This window comes from Bradyrhizobium sp. UFLA06-06 (assembly GCF_054820065.1).
The window spans coordinates 48,995-66,907 of record NZ_JADFUD010000044.1 but is presented as its reverse complement, the minus strand read 5'-3'; the positions used below and the strand labels follow the sequence as shown (position 1 = coordinate 66,907).

The following is a 17,913-nucleotide window of genomic DNA, read 5'->3' as shown; positions in this document are numbered from 1 at the left end:
CAGAGATGCGTGCGGCGAAATATGGTTTGCCGAAACCAAGCCCTCCAGAAATCAAGTGAGACTACCTACGCTGGAGCCCATTAAAAAGGCCGGAAACGACGAAGCCGCCGACCATGCTGCGCTCGCCATAAAGGCGCTTCGCAAGGCAGCGACCGGACAGCCTGCCGTGCAGCTTGCGCGCCAGCTTTTTCGCGGCCTGCCTCGTAACGCCGCAAGACTTCGCCAGCGCCTTCAGGACCCCGGCTCTTGCTCCCGAAGACCCGGGGCATATTCTCGATCAGTTTGGAGCGGTCCCGGCCGGCACCTCGCTGGGGCCGTTTCGCTTCGGGGAACAAGCAGCAGTCCAACGACGTTGAGTAGCCACGTGGGACTACTTGCCGGCCTCAGCAGTCTAAGCTGGGGCCTTTTTTGTCAGGGGACGGTTTTCGCGAGTTGTAAACAGCTTCGCCAAAATCTCAGCCTGCTCTTTTGTCAGCTTCTCGGCGAACGCGCCGTTCTTTTCTATCTGAGCCGGCCCTTTGAGTTCGCTATCGTAGACCATCCAGCCGTTGCCACCCTGCCGAACGAGGAAACGTCCCCGCATCGGGCGTCCAATAAATTCCATCTGCAACCACCATCTGCGAAATACGAGCTTCGTCGATTAGCTCGAAGGATGGAGCGTCGGCATTGAACTATGTGAATCGTGACGATCAACTTTAGACAAGCACCACCTGGCTTCCGCGGCGAACTGAAAACGGCCCCAACCAGGGGGCCGCCAACCCGAGCGATACGGGTTTTTCCTCTGGCAGTCGGGGGGCGCCTGAACAAGCTGGGCGGTGAGCCGACTCGGTGCCAAGCCCGTTCCTATCAACGAGGACCAGGATCATCGGAGATACGAGCATAAAATTGGACAGACGGCCAAAATCGAATCTGCAATCATCTTTGGCATCTGATGAGGAAATGATTCGGAGAAGCCATGCCGGTATGGTCGCACGAGGACGAGCTGAGGTTATTGCAGTTGGCGCGAGAAACCGATCTGACGCAGCGCGAGATTGGTCAGAAGCTCGGGCGTTCGGAGTCGGCCGTAAACCTACGTCTAGCCATGCTAAGGAAGCGTGCCGCCGGGAATAAATAGGGCAACGTGAAACGGGAACCAGGCGGCCAACTGTGGGTTTTGGCGTGCAGGTAATCATGGCAACTCGCATCGGCGCGCGCCTCACTGCGCTGCTGCAAATGATTCGATGACGGACGTCACGCATTTGACTCCAGGTGGCTTCTATTGGGTCCTTGTGCGCTCAAGCACGAAGCATCCCGAGTGGCAGCCGGCGCGTTGCGCTACTTGCCAAGGCGACGGCGTGAAGTGGGACTTCATCGGCTTCAATAGCGACGTCGGTCATCATTTCGTCGAGGTCGTCGACATCGGCCCAGAACTATCATCCTAAACGCTCGTGTTAAAATGCCCAGGAAGACTAGCGACAGCCCTGCTATCGATCCGCTGCGCGGATTCCCCATTTCTGTACAACCGCTGCGGCCCTGTCCCTTCTGCGGCGGTTCGGAAGTTTGGATCCACAGCGACATTGACCCAAAATTTGTAGTCTGCAAGGAATGTTCAGCTTTCGGTCCCAATGCGCCGACCGTTAGGCAGGCGGCCGAGCGTTGGAACAAACGAACCACCCCCTAAAGCCGAAGAACGGCGGAAGCGATTACTCGCTGGGACCGTTCGGGAACAAAGTTGCAACCGCGGCGTTTCGCGACCGCTTGGTTTGAGTGGTTTCCTTGGCCCCAGCTTGTATCCCTCGCTGGGGCCTCTTTGCGCGCATAAGACAGGCCGTCCGAAATAGGAGTGGCCCCGACAACCTTGGGGGCCTGCGGAGGCCGATGTCGGGGCCACTTGCCAGTCCCGCGTCGGGATTTGGCCTCAGAATGATTCTACAAGTTTCTAGACCTCGCAAGCAGGATCCCCGCTGTCTCTGCGAAGAGGTCTTTGCTTGGCTGCAGCATCGTCACGAAAGTTCAGCTTTCGCGGTACCCAAGGTGCTGGGGCCTTTTCTATACGGCGTAGGAACGAACGTGGCCGAGTCTTGTTTATCGGACGCTCAGATGCCGCCACTGCCCCCCGACTGCATCTGGGCATCAGTAGTGGCCCTAGCCAGTCCCCTCGCTGGGGCCGTCTCTTTAGAGGAGCAAGGTCGACAACTGAAGCGGCCTTACTCCCCATTTTCTCGATGTGCCTTGATTTCTGCGCGCGCGCTGGCGCTGTCCTGGATGGATTTCCGCAGATCTGCCAGCTGCGCGTCCCGCTGATCGGCGAGCGTTTTTCGTTGTATGCGCAACGCTTGACTTTCGGCGATAGCAAGCTGGGAGCGCGCGAACAGTGGATCGATCATCGGCAAGCTGTACTACAGCGCCTAAGTTCCGGCCCTGTCTTAGGATACGTCCGATTTTCTATCGTTGATCCCGTATCTGCTTTCCTCTTGGGGAAAGGGCTCATGGGATTTTCGGCCCGCAAACGTATCCGGCACTGGATCATTGAGGAGTTTGAGCGAGTGCTCGATTAGCTCGCGTGCCTGACCGGCGAGCTTTTCAAACCACATTTGGTCAGGACGATAGTTGCGCTGTTCGGCCATAGCCGCGCTCCCTGTTGTGCAGGCGGGAGCGCTATCGGTCTCTCAGCCACCGACGCCTACGGGCAGAGCCTCGGCCGGTGATGAGGGTAAACTACCTCAGGACGTAACGGTTCAATATTGAACTTAATGCTTGGGTCGAAACGACAAATGCCGCGCGTTTGTAGGCGGCCTTACCTCAGTTGGTCCGCCTACTTAAGCGCACAGCGCGGCCAAGCGGTATAAGACTAGGTGTTCAGTCCCGAGGTCAAGTGGATGGGATCGATCCTGAAGCGGTTTGGTTCGTCGGCCCATGCTTTGCAGATAGCTTCATAGGGTGTGAGACCACGCAGGGTCTTAAGGCGTCTGGCGAAGTTGTAAGCATCAAGGAAGGCAGCGAGGTGATCTTCCAATTGCTCGTGGGTCTCGTAGTGGTATCGCCGGACGGTTGCCTCCTTGAGCGTGCGGTTCATTCTCTCGACCTGACCGTTAGTCCAAGGATGATTGGGCTTGGTCAGGCGATGCTCGATGCGGTGTCCCAGGCAGGCCCGGTCGAAGGGATGGCCGCGCCAGCTTGCAGTGGCGCCATCACGATTCTTAGGCAGGTCGGCGAACTGGATACCGTTGTCGGTCAGTACAGTGTGGATCCGGAAAGGGACGGCCGCCACCAGTTCTTCGAGGAAGGCCCTGGCTGCTGCACCCGTGGCCTTCTTCACCAGCCGGGCGAAGGCGTATTTGGCGGTCCGGTCCACCGCCACGAAGAGATAGAGTTTGCCTTCCTCGGTGCGGACCTCAGCGATATCGATGTGGAAGTAGCCAATGGCGTAGCGCTTGAAGGGTTGCCTGGCGGGCTTGTCGCCGGCGATCTCGGGTAAGCGGCTGATCCCGTGACGTTGCAGGCAGCGGTGCAAGGACGAGCGCGTGAGATGCGGGATCGTCGCCTACAGCGCATAGAGACAGTCATCCAAAGGCAGGAGCGTGTGCTTGCGGAAGGCGAAGACCATCGCCTCTTCCTCGGCAGAAAGCACGGTCGAGCGCACGGTCTTTGGCCCCATCGGCGCATCGTGGACAAAGGTGCGCTTACGCCACTTGGCGACCGTCTTTTGGTTGAGCCCGTGCTGGGCGGCTAGCTCTTTGAGCTGAGCCTTCGATCGCTGTATTGCCGCTCGGATCGCGTGCGTGGTCGTGGCGCTGCCATGGAGTATCTGGCCCATAGGTCCTCCCGGAATGAAGGACCAGTTTGGCTGATTCCCCCACACTCCGGGACCAGACACCTAGGCCGCGCACGTACATTTGAGGCGCGGCCCTAGTGCGCAATGAGAGCGGTCAGCAACAGCACTGCAATAAGCAAGGAACCGCCGAAAATCGCGATAGCGAAACAGACACGCGCCGGGATCGAATAGGGATCGAAATGGGGCTGTTCAAGCATGGCGCTCCTTAAGCCTGCAGGCGGGAGCGCGATCGGTCTCTCAGCCACCGGCGCCTACGGGCAGAGCCTTGGCCGGTGATGTTTAGACAATGCTCCGGATAGCTAGAGGTTGCAAGGAACCTCTCAGCCTACTTGCGCAGCAGCACAACCGAACTCAGGCGAACAGGTCTTTGCCCGGCTGCAGCATCCTCACGAACGTCCCGCTCCTTGGCGTACTGCAAGCCGGCCCAGTACTCGGCCGGCGTCGCCTTTGTCCTGGTAGATCATCGGATAGTTGATCGTCTCAATGTAGATCCGGTCGTCCTGGATCGGTTCAAAGGCGCGGGCGTGCTCCATGATCCGGCGGGCAGCCTTTCTCCGGGTCCGCCCAGCGCCGGTCTTCCTTCATCTTCATCGTCGAATTCCATCCCGCCTTTGTGCAGCATAGATGTGAGGGGTGTGAATCTGGCTTTCGGCGGGACGGTGGCTATCAAACGTCGCGCCGCAGGGACAGCGCATCAGCGACGACGGCAGTTGAGAAGGCAGCTTTTCGCCGCGGTCCCACATGGCCTGCTTGCGCGCGATCCAATCGCGATGATCGCGCCAGGCCTGGAAATTCGCTTTGGTTATCTTCACAGCCACCGCTGTCGTTGCACAGCCCGTCACAGGCTCGCTGCTTGTGCTGCACGTCGGTTACTCCTTCTGGGAAGGATGGATCGTGGTCGATGGTGCTGTATCTCTCGTCTCACCGAATCTGCTGGCTGTGGTTTGCCTTCGGCATTCCAGTGTTCATGGCGGTGGCCGCTATACTCTGGCTGATGATAGCTAAACCTTAACTTGAGGTGTTTTGAAGCGTGATGGCAGTGCCGCCAGGATGCTCCGCTCGCGGTGGCATGCCAGCTTGCAGTAGTTGCCGGGGAGCGCGCAGGCCTCCGGGATGGTCGAGCGGATAGGAGGGGATACCTGTTAGGCCGCCAATCATCTTCAAAAGCGCCTGTTGCTCAGGCGCGCCTCCGTTATTGGCCAAGAACTCTGCGTGCGAGATGAATATACGCAATCGCTCTGGATGAATGTCCCGGTGGTCGAAGTTGCTAGCCTGTCGGGATCCGACCGGGCGGACGTGGTCGTGGTCGGTTCTGGCATTGCCGGGCTGCCGGTGGCGTAGAGCTTGTAAGCCGTGGGCGCTCCGTGATCGTGCTGGATCGACACCGGCATGACGGCGCGCACGACCGCGCATCTCGCCACAGCGCTGGACGACTATTCCAAGGTGCTCGTGGGCGCGCGCGGCGAGGAATGTGCGCCTTACTACCAAAGCGTCATGACCGCGATTGACCGCTGCCTGGAACTCGAAAACGTCGGCTGCGATTTCTGCCGGGTCGACGGAATCTGGGTGCATTGCCGAATCCCAGACCGGGCGGCCAACCGCCAGCGGCAGCAAAAGGGGAAAGGAGCCGCCTCGCAACGGCTCCGTCCTTCCGCTATTTCTTGCCCTCGCCGACCGTAGGCGCGGGCTTCTTGTCGAGATCCTGCGCCATCTCAAGATGATGCTTAAGCGCCGGCAGGGTTTTGCCGGCCCAATTCTTCAGATCCGCGTTATCGCCGCCCTTGGCATAGCGCTCGAACAGGTCGACGGCATCCTTATGAGCGCTGACCTGCATCGAATTGAACTCCGAGCTGAAGTCGTTACCGTTGGCACCCTTCAGCTTGTCGAGCTTGCTTTGGTGCGATGAATCGAGAGCGCTGGGCAATTCGGCTTTCACCTTGCCACTGGTGACAAGTCCCTTCAGCTCGGTGCTGGTTTTGGTGTGGTCCGTTACCATCTGGGAAGCGAAAGTCTTCTCCGCTGCATTTCCCTTCTGCTGTGCGAGCTTGTTAGACTCGATTTCAAACATGTCCGATATCGCGACCTGCTTGACAAAATCCACCGTCGAGGGGCTGACCCCGAGCACGGAATTGACCCCGGTCTTTTCGCTGACGGATTGCGCCATGACCGGTGTCGCCAGCAAAATGCACGCGATTGCTATTATAGTGCGTCTCATGTGTATCTCCATCAGTTTGCGGTCTTGCAATTGACGCCCTTGCGAGGCGTTAGTTGAGCTTAGTCGCCGTCTGCTCGTCGAATTTGGCGGCGAGGGATCGAACGATATCGTGTGGCTGAGCTTTCCATCCAGGCGATCAAGACGTCGTAGTGGCGACCGGCCGCAACAGGAGACCCGCCAGATAGCAGCGGCCTCAAGTAACCGGTCTTGCGGCATCTTCGACCGCTCGGGCGGTGGAACGATCCCGTGACCAAACGAGCCTGTTGCGGGTGTAGACCTCCTTGCGGTTGAGGTGGAACTGGACGCAGTAGCCGCCGCATTTGCGCTTTTCGCTGATTCCCGCCCCGTTCTTGGCCAAGCTATCGTCAAAGGCGAGGTGGTGGTTGGCCTACGCACTGCCCTGAAGTTTTAAGCCGAGTGCCGGTAAACGTGGCGGAGGTATACGCGTCACTACGCAGTGACCTGTACATCGGCTCCATTACTTCTTTTTCTTGGGGACTTTCTTGCCTTTTTTGCGGGCCTTGGAAAGTCCGATCGTGATCGCCTGCTTCTTGCTTTTTACCTTGCCGCCCTTTCCGCCACGGCCACTTTTGGCCGTCCCCTTCTTGTACCGTCGCATCTCGCTCTTGACGTCCGAGCCCGAGCTCTTCGAGTAGCGATGCTTCTTCTTGGCTTTTTTTGCCATGGGTTCTTCTCTTTCCACTAAAAGACACTGCTAGTTGAACTGCCAGAAGCATGACTTCCGCGCTGTCGGCTTTCCCATCCACCGCATCGACAATCTAGATGGCGCTGGCAAGTTCCGACGCACCAGTCCGAGCATCCGTTAGTGGATATACGGAATGCGGTGTCCTCATAGGAACGCTGCCAGATGTTTCACGCTTGATAGGTTGGAGAACCTCGATCGATGCGCCGCACCAGAATTCGGCTCAAGCACCAGCCATCCGACCAAGCCGGCCGACGCGGTTGGCGGCTTAGCACCGAGGAAGATGAAGAAGGTATCGAGGATTGGATGGTCGGCGGAGGCGACAGCCCGTCAGCTTGAACGGCAAATAGTCCCGGAAATTGTTGCTGCATCAACCAAGGGATCAGGGTAGCCACACGATGGTTCGTCCCAAGGGTTCACCTCCTATTTCGAGCCCGATTCAGCGGGCCAGCCGTTTGATGGTCTTGGCCGCACGGCTGGGACCATGCCAGCCGAGAAACTTCAGCTCCTTGTTCTCCAGCGCATTCGTTGCTCGAAAGAACTGTTCGAGGTCATCGCGTGCATGGGTGGGAAGATCGCGGATATCCTTGAGATCAGTTTCGAGCGGTGATCTATCAGGCACCGCAAACACCCGATCGTTGCGCTCCGTCTCGCCCTTTTTCTTCTGTTCGACTTCGAGAATGCCGATGGGACGGCAGCGCAGCACGACGCCCGGATAGGTCTGCGCGTCATGCAAGATCAGCACATCCAGCGGATCGCCATCCTCGGCCTTGGTCGAGGGAATGAACCCCCAGTCATAGGGATAGGTCAGGCCGGCCATCAGTGGCTTCGCCAAGGCAAAAACGCCAAGCTTCGGATCGAAATCGAGCTTGCATGAACTGCCGCGCGGCGTCTCGACCACGGCGAAGATGTTCTTATCGTCGGCCCAACTCGGCAGTTTTGTCAGATTGGTCATGGCGGACGACTCGGGCCTCGAAAGGAGCAGCGGGCCCGACGGAAATCGATCCGCCGAGCCCCGCCGGGAATCAGGCGGAGGTGGAGGCCTTCTTGTTGACACCCTTGCGCAACGCAACCGTATTGAGCTTGGCGTTCGCGGCCTTCTCTTCGTTTAGGTTCGTGGTAAGGAAGCGCACGATATCGTCGTGGCCGAGCTCCTCCGCCCAGGCGATCAAGGTGCCGTAGCGGCATATCTCGTAGTGCTCGACGGCCTGCGCGTTGGCGACGAGCGCCGCATCCAGCACCGTCTTGTCCTCGATCTCGCCGGCCGTCTCGTCGGCTTCCTTGATGATCCCGTCGATGGCTGGGCATTGCGTGCCGCTTGGCGATTGGCCGAGTTTCTCGAACACCTTTTCGAGACGCTCGATCTGCTTGTTGGTCTCCTCGAGATGGTTCTTGAGGCCCGTGGCCAGATCCCGGTTGGTGGCTTTGTCGATCATCTTCGGCAGGGCCTTGGTGATCTGCTCCTCGGCATAATAGATGTCCTGCAAGCCATGCAGCAGCAGATCATCCATCGTCTTGATGTCTTTGGTGAATAGTCCCATGACGCCGCTCCTCGCTCCTAAAGCGGGGGGAACGCATGCTCGCCGTGCTGGTTCCTGGGCGTGAACGCCACAGCCGGCCGGGAAGATTATGATGGTGGGGCGTCTCGTGCGTCCGCAGGAACTCGCGCAAACAGGCCGCGTTTTGCCTCTTTGGGTGGAGTTCAACATGGTCAGCACCTCGCTCTGGATGGAGACCGAAATCCTGCCGGAGGCGGGTGCCCTCAAAGGCGATGTGCAATGCGATGTCGCCGTGGTTGGTTCGGGCATCGCCGGACTGTCGACGGCGTACGAATTGATGAAGCGCGGCCGCTCGGTCATCGTCATCGACCGCAAGGGTATCGCAAGCGGCATGACGGCGCGCACCTCGGCGCATCTTGCGCCGCTTTGCGATGATTTGATGAGCGAATTCAGGAAGCTGCGCCGCGCCGAGGTCGCCAAGCTGTTCTACGAAAGTCAGGCCGCCGCCGTGGATCGCATCGAGGAAATCCAGACAAGCGAGAAAATTGCCTGCGACTTTCTCCGTCTTGACGGTTACCTTTTTCAAGGCAATGGCATGCCGGCCGACATATTCGATGAGGAGCTGGAAGCGGTGCGCGAGGTCGGCGCACCGGTGCACCGGTTGGTCGGCGTGCCGCTCAAGGGCTGCGAGAGCCGGCACGTCTTGCGCTATCCGCGCCAGGCAAAATTCCATCCCCTCAAATATCTCGCCGGACTTGCCGCCGCTTGCGCAAGCGGCAGCGTCCGTTTCTTTGCCAACAGCCCGGTCGAGGAAGTCGCCGAACATGACGGCGGCGTCACGCTGCGAACCTCACAGGGGCAGATCACGGCCGTGCATGCTGTCATCGCGACCAACGCATCAATCGCCGACCGCTTTCAACTGCATACCAAGGTTTCTCCTTACCGCACTTACGTGCTCGCCTTTGCCATCGCGCGGGGCGAACTGCCCGACGCGCTCTATTGGGACACCGAAGATCCCTACCATTATGTGCGGCTGCAAACGGGCCCCGAGGAGGATGATTTCGTGCTGGTCGGCGGCGAAGACCATAAAAGCGGTGAGGCCAACGATGCCGACCAGCGCTTTGCTCGGCTGGAGAACTGGGCGCGTGAATTGATCCCGGCTTTGGACCGCATAACCCATCGCTGGTCGGGTCAGGTTCTCGACACGATCGACTATGCCGGCTTCATCGGCCGCGAGCCCGGCAGCGAGCGCATTTACCTTGCGATGGGCGATTCAGGCCAGGGTCTGACCCATGGTGTGATGGGCGCGATGCTGAACACAGCCCTCATTCTGGGCGAAGATCATCCGTGGAAGTCCGTCTATGCGCCGGATCGCAAGCCGCTCGCTGCGGCGCGGAATTTCCTGCGCGAGAACATGACGATCCTGCAAAACCTCGCGGAATATGTGGCGCCGGGTGAAATCGCTTCGCTCGAAGAGCTTCAGCCCGGTGAGGGCGCCATTCTGCGGCGGGGACTCGAAAAGATCGCAGCCTACAAGGACAAGGCTGGCGAACTGCATCTTCATTCGGCCAGTTGCACGCATATTGGCTGTCATCTGCACTGGAACAGCTTCGAGAGCTGCTGGGATTGTCCGTGCCACGGTTCGATCTTTGCGCCCAACGGACGGCCGATCAATGCTCCGGCCGTGTCGGCTTTGCGCCCGGTAAAGGTCTAGCGAGATCCGGTCAAGGCTTAGGGAGCGTTCCATCTTCAAGGACGAGGACATCGAGCAGGGCGATCTGCGTAGCCCGCGCACACCGTGGGCCGTCCTACGGCCGCTGCCAATTGAGCCGATCGTTGACAGCTTTCGGTGCAAGGTGCTGATCGTCGGTGCCGGCATCACCGGTGCGCTGATGGCCGAGCGCCTGACACGGCAAGGCCGCCAGGTGGTCATCATCGATCGCGAGCTTCCCAGTCTCGGCAGCACGGTGGCCAGCACCGCCATGCTGCTCTGGGAAATCGACCGGCCGCTGTTCGAACTTGCGCAGCTCTATGGTTTCGAGAAGGCGGTGCGCTGCTATCGGGCCAGCCACCATGCCGCGCAGGGCCTGCCGTCCCTGGTTTGGCAGCATGGAATTGCCTGCCAGATGCGACGGCGTCTCTCGCTCTATCTCGTCGTCGATGACAGTCCGAACCTTGTTCAGGATGAATGTGCGCTGAGGGGCCGCGCCGATCTGCCGTCCCTCTATCTCGATCACGCCGCGCTGCTGAAGCGCTTCGGCATCGCGCGGGCGGGCGCCCTTTTGTCAAGGGACGCGGCCGATGCCGATCCTGTGCTGCTCACACATGGCCTGCTTGATATCTCCCTGCAACGCGGTGCCCGCCTTCTCAAGGCCAACGCGGTTGCCTATGACAGCACGGCCCAGAGCGTCACCGTCGGCCTTGAGAACGGACTTTCGATCGAGGCGCGCCAGGTTGTGCTCGCGACCGGCTATGTGATGCCGGATATTGTGCGGCCCACGGCGCAGCAGCCAGCTTCCAGCTGGGCCATCGCGAGCCGGCGGCAGCCAGGCCATCTGTGGCCCGAACAGGCGCTCATCTGGGAAGCGAGCCGGAACTATCACTATGCGCGGACCACCACTGATGGCCGCATCATCCTTGGTGGCGAAGATGACCGTGCGCTCATCGAGCCTCACGCTCGTGCCACGCCTGCCAAGGTGAGGGCGCTCAAAGATTATCTGAAGGCGCTTTGGCCGCATGCATCGGAAGATGTGGCGTTCGGCTGGTCGGGCGCCTTCGATACCACACATGACGGATTGCCGTTGATCGGCAGGGTGCCCGGCTCCAAGAATATCTTCGCCGCCTTTGGCTATGGCGGCAACGGCATTACCTTCAGCTTCCTCGCGGTGGAACTTATGGCGGCGATGTTTGCCGGAGGTTCTTCGCCCCTGTTCGATGATCTTGCGATTGATCGCGATATTCCCGGCTAAGACGCGCGATCAGGCTGCCCAGCATGAAGGCGACGAGCAGCGAGGGCAGCGGAGCCTCTCGCACCACATCACGCAGAAACGCGAGCGCCTGGCCCGGCGGCTGCCCTTCTTCCAGCTTTCGTGCTGTGATTGCGCTTCATCGCTCCGCGCCGCACCTGATCCGCCATTCCCTGCTCCTTCAATCTGGGCAATAGACCGGCGGCGGAACCGTTCCTACTGCGAACGCTGTGGCCGTACCCGGTGCTTTAGCAACGAAGGGGACCCGAGGCCATTCTGAAAGGACCGACAACGATCGATCAAGGATGGTCATGGCTCAAGATCCGCCGGAGCCTAAACGAGACGGCAAAGGGGCCACATCTCGGGCTCTCGCAAGCCTGCACGGGAAGTTCAGGAGCCCTTCACCATCCGCCCGCCGGAAACCGATCACGGCTCAATGCCCAATCTGAAATGGTCGTTCGCTGCTGAACCAATGGCTTCCACGCGCGCTTGTCGAAGCGCATTTGAAAGTCACGGGTGACGTCCTGGCGCGGCTCCTGACCACCAAAGCGGCGGTGATCGCACGATGGTATTCCCGCGACCAATCATCGAGCAGGAGGTCGAAATGCCGCCGCGTGGCGTCCGTATGGAGGCGATGGAGGCACGTTCTGTCGATGCCATTCCAGTCGGAAAGGAGTGGCAATATGAACCCAAATGGGACGGATTTCGTTGCCTGCTGGCGCGGGACCGGGACGCGGTGTCCATGCGCTCGAAGTCCGGCCAGAATCTTGCCCGATACTTCCCGGAGATCGTCGCCGCAGCCCGCGATTTGCGCGAACGGAGGTTTGTGCTTGACGGCGAGCTCGTCGTCGAGGTTGGCGGGCAATTTTCGTTCGATGACCTCCTGCAGCGCATCCATCCGGCCGCTAGCCGCGTTCAGAAGCTGTCCCGGGACACGCCGGCCCTGTTTCTCGCTTTCGATCTGCTGGAGCTGGGCGACAAAAAGTTGGCCGACCAACCGTTGTCCCGACGGCGACCTCAGTTGGAAAAGCTTGCTGGCCGCAATTTTTCGCGCGCGCCGCTATTTCGGCTATCGCCGGCCAGCACGAAGTTCGGGGATGCCGAGCGGTGGCTGCAATCGGCAGGCGGCGGAAGTGACGGCGTGGTCGCCAAGCGGCTCGATCTTCCGTACCAGACCGGGAAGCGCGAGGGCATGCAGAAGATCAAGCGATATCGCAGCGCTGATTGCGTCATTGGAGGCTTTCGCTACGGCGAGAAGCTGCAGGCCGGCCGCAAAGCTGTCGCCTCATTGCTGCTGGGGCTTTACGATGCAGACGGCCTCCTGCACCACGTCGGCTTTTCGTCAGCCATCAAGGCAAAGGACAAACCGGCGCTGACCGAAAGACTCGAGATGATTGCGGCGACCAAAAGCTTCACTGGCAACGCGCCAGGCGGACCAAGCCGATGGTCGACGAGACGATCGTCCGAATGGCAGGCGGTGAAGCCGAAATACGTTGTCGAAGTGTCCTACGATCACTTCACCGGTGGCCGCTTTCGGCACGGTACGACCATCCTTAGATGGAGGTCCGACAAGAAGGCGGACCAGTGCACCATGGAACAGATGAAGCAAAAGATCGCGCGGGACCTCATGAGGGCGATCGAGCCAGCCTGACGGATACTTGGGGTCTATCGCATGTCCCGGATCTCGCAGGCCAACACGCCCCGATCGCGTTCGCGCCAACGACAACCCAGTCTTGGCGCAGCAGGTCGTAGACGACCTACAACGTAGGCCCAAGGGTGAGGGCTGCGAGCATCCCAAGCGAGAGGTCGCCCGTCGATCCACGCGGCCAAGCCTTCCTCAACTGAGGGATGTAAGACAGCGATGCGAGAAAGGCCGCGATGCCGCCAATAGAGGATGCGAATTTACCTATCACACTCTATGGCCACTCCTCGCCTGCCGACGGTGCAGATCCTCGGAGCGAGCCGGTTGCTCGGACTGCCGGCCAGCATTCGCGTCGTATCCCCTGTCAATGAATGCCGCACGGCAAACAGTGAGGAATAAGAACCGTTCCTAACGTCCTGCGATCGTCACGCGAGCCACTGGCCATCAGCGTTTCCGTCGTCACTCGACCTGCTCGCCGAACCGGTTCAAGTAGACCGCCATCATGGCGTCGTGAGTCTCGTCCGCGGAACTGCAGAACGCGTCGGTCACCAGGACGACGCGAAAAGCCCAATCGATCGCGCCGAGCGCGGTAGCGAGCACGCAAACCTCCGTCTCGCCTCCCGTAACGACGATCGTACCGACCAGCTTCTCGCGCCGGCGAAGATGCAGGTCGGATCCGGTCCACGGAGAGTAAACGTGCTTGTCGTAAATCGTGGCCGGGGGAACGAAGTAGGCGAGCTCCGGAACGAGATCGACTATATCTGGGCCAAGACGATCGATTGTCATCGAGCTCCGTCGCTCGTAGTACCGTCGCCACATCCCCGCACCTTGGCCTGAGGACCGGGCTGGGATGAAGCGGGTAAAAGTCGCCCGCTCGGGATGCCTTGCCGTGATGGCGACGATACTAGGAATCACCCGATCGAACCACGGCGTCCTCCATTCGGTGTCCTCTGCGAACATCCGTTGCATGTCGACGCAGATGTGAATCGTGTTGGCGCCGGATGGCCCCAGCCGTAGCACATCTCTCTTGGCCATCCTTCGGTCGTCTCAAGGACTTTGCCGTATCGGACGCAACAAGGGTGTTCCTTCATGGTTCCTTCGTTAACGCGCCCCGGGCGACTCGACCGGATGCCCTCGGGAACCACGAGATGCAGCCGGGCTTTTACCTCTCGATGTTCGAGAAAGCCGATAGAAGTGAAGAACTGACTTCCGCGATGGCCGACGGTTTCGTCCGCGTCCGCGGAGCGCGGGAGCATAACCTCCGGAACGTTTCGCTCGACATCCCACGCAAATGAGCTCGTGGTCTTCACAGGCGTGTCCGGATCCGGCAAGTCCTCCTTAGCGTTTGGGACGTTATACGCGGAGGCTCAACGTCGTTATCTCGAATCCGTATCACCTTACGCACGTCGGCTATTCCATCAGATGCAGGTGCCCGACGTCGACGCAGTTGAAGGATTGCCGCCAGCCGTCGCCCTTCAGCAGCAGCACGGATCGCCGACAACCAGGTCGTCGGTGGGAAGGCGTCACGACGCTCTCCAACCTCTTGCGCATACTGTATTCGCGGGCGGGCACATATCTGCGCGGGCAGGCCTTGCTTTACGCGGAGTCCTTCTCGCCTAACACGCCGGAAGGCGCCTGTCCGAACTGTCACGGCATCGGGCGAATTCATCAGGTCGTCGAACGAAGTCTGGTACCCGACGACACTTTGACGATCCGTGATCGCGCCATTGCGGCTTGGCCTTCGGCTTGGCAGGGCCAGAATCTCCGGGACATTCTCGTCACCTTGGGGTATGACGTCGATAGGCCGTGGCGCGAGCTTTCGAAGAGAGATCGTGACTGGATTCTCTTCACGGACGAGCAGCCAACCGTACCGGTGTATGCGGGATACACGCCAGCCGAGACGCGAAAAGCCCTGAAGCGCAAGGAGGAGCCCAGCTATATGGGCACCTTCACCGGCGCCCGCCGGTACGTGCTTCAGACATATGCCACCACGCAGAGCATCATGATGAAGCGGCGTGTAGCGCAGTTTCTGTCGAGCGATGATTGCCCGGTCTGCGATGGAAAGCGGCTAAAAGCGGAAGCGCTTTCGGTCAAATTCGCAGGAATGGACATTGCCGAGATGTCTCGCCTGCCGTTGGGCAAGCTCGACGAGCTTATCAAACCGTACATTGATGGAAGCAAGAAAGACGGTACCGACGATCATCCCGAAAAGGCGCTTGTCGTTCAGAGAATCGTCGAGGATCTCGTCGGGCGTCTCGAAGTTCTGCTTGAGCTAGGCCTCGGTTATCTCACCTTAGAGCGCAGCACGCCGACGTTATCGCCGGGCGAACTGCAGCGTCTGCGGCTCGCGACGCAGGTCCGATCGAACCTGTTCGGGGTCGTCTACGTACTGGACGAGCCCTCCGCTGGCCTGCACCCGGCAGACATTGAGGCGCTCTTGCGGGCACTCGGGCGCCTGAAGGCATCGGGAAATTCGCTCTTTGTCGTTGAACACGAGCTCGATGTGGTGCGCGAGGCCGACTGGATCGTCGACGTTGGGCCCGCTGCCGGGGACCAGGGCGGTCGGATACTCTACAGCGGGCGCCTTGCCGGTTTGGCCAAAGTCGAAGCGTCCCAAACACGAAGGTATCTGTTCGAAGATGCCGCGAGGGCACCACGCAAGATCCGTCGGCCGAGCAGCTGGCTGAAGCTGCGGAACGTGACGCGGAATAACCTGAGCCGTCTCGATGCCGACCTCCCTCTCGGCGTCCTTACATGTGTGACCGGCGTGTCCGGCTCGGGCAAATCCACTCTCATCAGCCAGTTTCTCGTCGAGGCGATCGCGGAGAAGCTAGGTCAGCGCCGCAAATCCGATCTGGACGAAGCTGAGCTGCAGGAGACCGTGCGTACGCTGAGTGGGAAGATTACGGAAGGGTTGGATCGCGTTAAACGTCTCGTTGTGGTCGATCAGAAGCCGATCGGGCGGACCCCGCGGTCCAATTTGGCGACTTACACCGGCTTGCTCGATCACGTGCGTAAACTTTTCGCCGGGACGAAGCAGGCGCGTGCCAGGCGCTACGACGCGGGCAGATTTTCGTTCAATGTGGCCAAGGGCCGTTGCGAAACCTGCGAGGGCGAAGGCTATGTATGCGTAGAGCTGCTATTCCTTCCGAGCGTCTATACTCCGTGTCCGACGTGCCGGGGCGCTCGCTATAACCCGAAAACTCGAGATCAAGATACGGGACAAGTCGATCGCCGATGTGCTGGCGATGACCGTCGACGCGGCTTTCGAGTTCTTTAAAGACGATGACGTTCTTTCGCGCTCTTTGGGCGTTCTGCGCGAGGTCGGGCTCGGTTACATTAGACTTGGCCAGTCGGCCACCGAACTTTCAGGAGGAGAGGCGCAACGCGTCAAACTCGCCACCGAGCTCCAGCGCGCCCATCGTGGCGGCACATTATACGTTCTCGACGAGCCGACGACGGGACTGCATCCGTCCGATGTCACAAAGCTCGGCAATCAGCTGCAAGGGCTCGCCGAGGCTGGCAACACCGTCGTTCTGGTCGAGCATGATATGTCTGTTGCAGCGGAGAGCGACTGGATCGTAGAAGTCGGCCCTGGCGCTGGAAACGAAGGAGGTCGCATCGTGGCGTCCGGACGACCGGATCAAGTTGCTGCCTCCGGGAGCCGGACAGCAGAATATTTGAAGCGAGCGCTCTAACGAGTTCATCGAAGGCCGCCAGCCCCCATAGGAACACCGGGGGACGCAGTTGGTTGTTTGCCATCGCCTGCCCGAAAGAGACACGCATGGAAAGCATCCTCGTCGCCGAATTCGATACTAGCCGCGCGGCAGAGCTCGCGGTCGAGCACGTTGTGCAGGAGTGCGGAGTCCAGAGAACCGACGTGGTGCAGCCGATGGGCGCCGACAATACATCCGGCGATCGACCCGCGCTCGCCGACGTGAAGGTAAAGCCGAAGCCGGGCGAGAAGCTTGGGGGCCCGATCGAAGTATCCGTCGACTTCCATGGCGACGATCCGAAGCGCGTCGCGGACGCGCTGAAATCCGTTGGTGCTAAGGCCGTCCGGATGAAGTAAAGGACAGAATCATGCCCGAATATCCCAAACCGCCGTTTCCCAGCCAGCGACAACCCATGCCAGGCTCGACGGGGAAGATGGACCCGCGCCCGGATCATGGCGAGACAAGCTATAAGGGCTCGGGACGGCTTCAAGGCAAGTGCGCCATTATTACTGGCGGCGACAGCGGCATCGGGCGCGCGGTCGCCATAGCCTTCGCCCGCGAGGGCGCCGACGTCCTGATCGCCTACCTTGACGAAAGCGACGATGCGAAAGAAGTCGCGGCGATGATCGAGAAGGAAGGGCGCAGGGCTGTCCTCGTCGAGGGCGACCTTCGCTCGGCCGACCATTGCCGCACCGTGGTCGACCGCGCCGTGCAGGAACTTGGCGGCGTCGACATTCTCGTCAATAATGCCGCGCATCAGGCGACCTTCGCCGACATCGGCGACATCAGCGACGAAGAATGGCGCATGACCTTCGAGGTGAACATCCATGCGATGTTTTACCTCGCCAAGGCCGCGGTCCCGCATATGAAGCCTGGAGGCGCCATCATTAACACGGCATCGGTAAATTCCGACATGCCGAACCCGATACTGCTCGCCTACGCGACGACGAAGGGAGCGATCCAGAACTTTACGGGCGGTCTGGCCCAGATGCTGGCGGAGAACGGCATCCGGGTGAATGCCGTTGCGCCGGGTCCAATTTGGACCCCGCTCATTCCCTCGACGATGCCAGAGGAAACCGTAAAGAACTTTGGCAAGCAAGTGCCGCTGAAGCGGGCTGGCCAGCCGGCTGAACTCGCCACAGCCTACGTGATGCTCGCCGACCCGCTATCCAGCTACACTTCGGGCACGACCGTCGCGGTGACCGGAGGCAAACCCTTCATCTGAGAGGTGGCCGGCATAAAGCATCCCGTGACGCCCGATGGCCGCTACTTCGTCGTAAATGGGAAGCTTGGGTCTCAGCAATGCGGACGTTGAGCCGGGCGCCTCCATAGAGCTTGGGAGGCAGGCTTTCAGCGAG

The 17,913-nt window shown here is 60.1% G+C and carries 20 protein-coding genes and 4 pseudogenes; 11 read left to right on the top strand and 13 right to left on the bottom strand.

All coding sequences use genetic code 11. The features are described from left to right. Positions 1 to 391: 391 nt before the first annotated feature. The gene (locus tag IF803_RS29845; protein ID WP_018270266.1) at positions 392 to 604 is read right to left on the bottom strand and encodes a hypothetical protein; all 213 of its coding nucleotides are present in this window, start codon (positions 602 to 604) and stop codon (positions 392 to 394) included. Between the two features lie 351 nt (positions 605 to 955). Here IF803_RS29845 and IF803_RS29840 point away from each other — a divergent pair, with 351 nt between their 5' ends. Beyond that, complete coding sequence (locus IF803_RS29840; protein ID WP_018270267.1) at positions 956 to 1,114, top strand: sigma factor-like helix-turn-helix DNA-binding protein; 159 nt, start codon at positions 956 to 958, stop codon at positions 1,112 to 1,114. A gap of 321 nt (positions 1,115 to 1,435) precedes the next feature. After that, complete coding sequence (locus IF803_RS29835) at positions 1,436 to 1,660, top strand: Lar family restriction alleviation protein (RefSeq protein ID WP_080650327.1); 225 nt, start codon at positions 1,436 to 1,438, stop codon at positions 1,658 to 1,660. A gap of 526 nt (positions 1,661 to 2,186) precedes the next feature. Here IF803_RS29835 and IF803_RS29830 read toward each other — a convergent pair. The 6 genes and pseudogenes from IF803_RS29830 to IF803_RS29805 all read right to left on the bottom strand — a co-directional run bounded on the left by IF803_RS29830 (position 2,187) and on the right by IF803_RS29805 (position 4,626). Next, positions 2,187 to 2,366 carry a hypothetical protein gene (locus IF803_RS29830; RefSeq protein ID WP_080650328.1) on the bottom strand — a complete coding sequence of 60 codons (180 nt, stop codon included), beginning with the start codon at positions 2,364 to 2,366 and terminating at the stop codon, positions 2,187 to 2,189. Positions 2,367 to 2,405: 39 nt separating this feature from the next. Continuing rightward, entirely contained in the window at positions 2,406 to 2,606 is a 201-nt protein-coding gene (locus IF803_RS29825) for a hypothetical protein (RefSeq protein WP_194461709.1), read from the bottom strand. 224 nt (positions 2,607 to 2,830) lie between these two features. Beyond that, positions 2,831 to 3,796, bottom strand: a pseudogene (locus tag IF803_RS29820) (IS481 family transposase). A 92-nt stretch (positions 3,797 to 3,888) separates the two neighbouring features. Continuing rightward, entirely contained in the window at positions 3,889 to 4,011 is a 123-nt protein-coding gene (locus tag IF803_RS29815) for a hypothetical protein (protein WP_259244559.1), read from the bottom strand. Positions 4,012 to 4,200: 189 nt separating this feature from the next. Beyond that, positions 4,201 to 4,347: a hypothetical protein gene (locus IF803_RS29810; protein ID WP_155258694.1), complete on the bottom strand. Its 147-nt coding sequence runs from the start codon at positions 4,345 to 4,347 to the stop codon at positions 4,201 to 4,203. Positions 4,348 to 4,401: 54 nt separating this feature from the next. Then, positions 4,402 to 4,626, bottom strand: a complete 225-nt coding sequence (locus IF803_RS29805; RefSeq protein WP_196238216.1) for a hypothetical protein — start codon at positions 4,624 to 4,626, stop codon at positions 4,402 to 4,404. On the opposite strand from IF803_RS29805, the pseudogene IF803_RS29800 reads away from it, so the two are divergent. From IF803_RS29800 to IF803_RS29790, 3 genes and pseudogenes are all read left to right on the top strand, one after another. After that, positions 4,619 to 4,826, top strand: a pseudogene (locus IF803_RS29800) (DUF2269 family protein); the annotation flags it as partial. The gene IF803_RS29805 and the pseudogene IF803_RS29800 sit on opposite strands and share 8 nt — an antisense overlap. A 200-nt stretch (positions 4,827 to 5,026) precedes the next feature. Further along, positions 5,027 to 5,155, top strand: coding sequence for a hypothetical protein (locus IF803_RS29795; protein ID WP_259244558.1), 129 nt, complete (start codon positions 5,027 to 5,029; stop codon positions 5,153 to 5,155). Between the two features lie 48 nt (positions 5,156 to 5,203). Beyond that, entirely contained in the window at positions 5,204 to 5,494 is a 291-nt protein-coding gene (locus tag IF803_RS29790) for a hypothetical protein (protein WP_080686891.1), read from the top strand. Here IF803_RS29790 and IF803_RS29785 read toward each other — a convergent pair. The 4 genes and pseudogenes from IF803_RS29785 to IF803_RS29770 all read right to left on the bottom strand — a co-directional run bounded on the left by IF803_RS29785 (position 5,469) and on the right by IF803_RS29770 (position 8,273). After that, complete coding sequence (locus IF803_RS29785) at positions 5,469 to 6,029, bottom strand: DUF4142 domain-containing protein (protein ID WP_028343205.1); 561 nt, start codon at positions 6,027 to 6,029, stop codon at positions 5,469 to 5,471. The two genes, IF803_RS29790 and IF803_RS29785, sit on opposite strands and share 26 nt — an antisense overlap. A gap of 487 nt (positions 6,030 to 6,516) precedes the next feature. Continuing rightward, positions 6,517 to 6,714, bottom strand: a pseudogene (locus IF803_RS29780) (DUF6496 domain-containing protein); the annotation flags it as partial. A 457-nt stretch (positions 6,715 to 7,171) separates the two neighbouring features. After that, positions 7,172 to 7,633, bottom strand: a complete 462-nt coding sequence (locus IF803_RS29775; RefSeq protein WP_229158072.1) for an inorganic diphosphatase — start codon at positions 7,631 to 7,633, stop codon at positions 7,172 to 7,174. A gap of 124 nt (positions 7,634 to 7,757) precedes the next feature. Beyond that, on the bottom strand, positions 7,758 to 8,273 hold the full coding sequence (locus tag IF803_RS29770; protein WP_016841005.1) for a YciE/YciF ferroxidase family protein: 516 nt from the start codon (positions 8,271 to 8,273) through the stop codon (positions 7,758 to 7,760). A 166-nt stretch (positions 8,274 to 8,439) separates the two neighbouring features. On the opposite strand from IF803_RS29770, the gene IF803_RS29765 reads away from it, so the two are divergent. The 3 genes from IF803_RS29765 (at position 8,440) to IF803_RS29755 (ending at position 12,848) form a co-directional block, all read left to right on the top strand. Further along, positions 8,440 to 9,945: an FAD-dependent oxidoreductase gene (locus IF803_RS29765; protein WP_028343207.1), complete on the top strand. Its 1,506-nt coding sequence runs from the start codon at positions 8,440 to 8,442 to the stop codon at positions 9,943 to 9,945. A 142-nt stretch (positions 9,946 to 10,087) separates the two neighbouring features. Further along, on the top strand, positions 10,088 to 11,200 hold the full coding sequence (locus tag IF803_RS29760) for an NAD(P)/FAD-dependent oxidoreductase (protein WP_080686892.1): 1,113 nt from the start codon (positions 10,088 to 10,090) through the stop codon (positions 11,198 to 11,200). Positions 11,201 to 11,831: 631 nt separating this feature from the next. Continuing rightward, positions 11,832 to 12,848 carry an ATP-dependent DNA ligase gene (locus IF803_RS29755; RefSeq protein WP_028343209.1) on the top strand — a complete coding sequence of 339 codons (1,017 nt, stop codon included), beginning with the start codon at positions 11,832 to 11,834 and terminating at the stop codon, positions 12,846 to 12,848. A gap of 106 nt (positions 12,849 to 12,954) precedes the next feature. Here IF803_RS29755 and IF803_RS29750 read toward each other — a convergent pair whose 3' ends face one another. Both IF803_RS29750 and IF803_RS29745 read right to left on the bottom strand, forming a co-directional pair. Then, a complete protein-coding gene (locus IF803_RS29750; RefSeq protein ID WP_240536852.1) occupies positions 12,955 to 13,110 on the bottom strand; it encodes a PQ-loop domain-containing transporter in 156 nt (51 codons plus the stop codon). A 188-nt stretch (positions 13,111 to 13,298) separates the two neighbouring features. Continuing rightward, positions 13,299 to 13,874 carry a cysteine hydrolase family protein gene (locus IF803_RS29745; protein ID WP_035632636.1) on the bottom strand — a complete coding sequence of 192 codons (576 nt, stop codon included), beginning with the start codon at positions 13,872 to 13,874 and terminating at the stop codon, positions 13,299 to 13,301. A 179-nt stretch (positions 13,875 to 14,053) separates the two neighbouring features. Here IF803_RS29745 and IF803_RS29740 point away from each other — a divergent pair. The 3 genes and pseudogenes from IF803_RS29740 to IF803_RS29730 all read left to right on the top strand — a co-directional run bounded on the left by IF803_RS29740 (position 14,054) and on the right by IF803_RS29730 (position 17,780). Continuing rightward, positions 14,054 to 16,537 (top strand): annotated as a pseudogene (locus IF803_RS29740) (excinuclease ABC subunit UvrA). Between the two features lie 53 nt (positions 16,538 to 16,590). Then, positions 16,591 to 16,911 carry a hypothetical protein gene (locus IF803_RS29735; protein ID WP_240536853.1) on the top strand — a complete coding sequence of 107 codons (321 nt, stop codon included), beginning with the start codon at positions 16,591 to 16,593 and terminating at the stop codon, positions 16,909 to 16,911. Between the two features lie 11 nt (positions 16,912 to 16,922). After that, positions 16,923 to 17,780 carry a glucose 1-dehydrogenase gene (locus IF803_RS29730; protein WP_028343210.1) on the top strand — a complete coding sequence of 286 codons (858 nt, stop codon included), beginning with the start codon at positions 16,923 to 16,925 and terminating at the stop codon, positions 17,778 to 17,780. Positions 17,781 to 17,913: the final 133 nt, after the last annotated feature.